This window comes from Ruminobacter sp. RM87, assembly GCF_000701925.1.
Classification (GTDB): domain Bacteria; phylum Pseudomonadota; class Gammaproteobacteria; order Enterobacterales; family Succinivibrionaceae; genus Ruminobacter; species Ruminobacter amylophilus.
This window is the reverse complement of the sequence record NZ_JNKD01000125.1, coordinates 1-1,160: the sequence shown is the minus strand read 5'-3', so window position 1 is coordinate 1,160 and position 1,160 is coordinate 1. Positions and strand designations below refer to the sequence as shown.

Here is a 1,160-nt window from a genome sequence, read left to right as displayed (position 1 = left end):
AAAGAAAAATTACTGGAAGAAAACGATAAATAGGTATAATCTCTAGGCGTCAACTTTAATTCGTTTAGGTGGTCAACTTTTACGATCGTTTAACAAATGGTATTTGAGAAAACAAAACCGGAAGTATAAAGATCTTTTTTAAATGGAGAAATGATATGAAAATATTTACTTTGATTGCCGTGTCAGCTATGGTGTCTTTAGTTGGATGTGCATCAGTTAATGTAAGTGATGAAAAGCTCCTGGATAAAGCAGAAACCGCTACAGGAATCGTTCAGAGTAATCTGACTGTAGTTCCAGGTTCAAAAGAAGCCACTGCAATGCATCTTTATTATAAAGTTCAGGACAAGCAGTCGAATGTATATAAGTGCTATTATATGAAAGCTATGTTTTCTGAGTCTGATGCTTTATGTACCAAGTTAAATGCTGATGGCAGTGAAGAAAAAATTTCAACTAATTGTAATGAGTTATTGAAAGCTGCTGGAAAATGCTAATGTTCATTTTTATATAAGCATCTAACTTACATCTTACATTTGTTGTTGTACACGTTTTTTTGAATATAGCCGTTTTCCAAATTGCTAGGATAACGGCTTTTTTATAAGGAGATTGTTATGATTTCCCAGAAAGAAATGGAAAAAAATATTGAAAATCTTGAAGCTCCGGGAATCCTGCCTTCGATGAGATCATTCAGTATAATGAATCTGGCCAGCATAACATAAGAAGAATGCTTTGGAGTATGAGAAAGCTTATCATGCCTTGATTGAACAGGTTAAGGATAAGCCCCATGATGAGCAGGTTAAATTTCTCATGTCTCACATGGATGAACTTAGAAAAATTGTAGATTTGTTTTCATTTGCTAGAGATATGTATATGTTTCCTAACAGTGATGATGATGAAATATTGGCTAACCTTATGATTTACCGATATGAGAATTATATTAGCATTTTAGAAGATGAGTATTGTGTTAAATCAGAGCCTATATTGAGGTTAATTAGAAGTAATATTTCAAAAAAACGCGTTGAGAAGAAGATTGCTTACTTAGAACAATTAAAAAAGGAGCATCCTGATAAATAGAGTGCCCCCCGAAAGTTGAACAAAACTTCGGGGGTTATATTTATGAAGCTTACGTACGAAGATAAAGTCGAGATGTATCGACTTTGGAA

Annotated in this window: 2 protein-coding genes; both read left to right on the top strand. The window is 33.5% G+C overall.

Features of this window, described 5'->3' with window-relative positions; genetic code table 11:
* The first annotated feature begins 155 nt into the window (after positions 1–155).
* Positions 156–491, top strand: coding sequence for a hypothetical protein (locus tag T489_RS0112345; RefSeq protein ID WP_031580314.1), 336 nt, complete (start codon positions 156–158; stop codon positions 489–491).
* A 235-nt stretch (positions 492–726) separates the two neighbouring features.
* Positions 727–1,071: a hypothetical protein gene (locus T489_RS0112335; RefSeq protein WP_031580313.1), complete on the top strand. Its 345-nt coding sequence runs from the start codon at positions 727–729 to the stop codon at positions 1,069–1,071.
* The last annotated feature ends 89 nt before the right edge of the window (positions 1,072–1,160 follow it).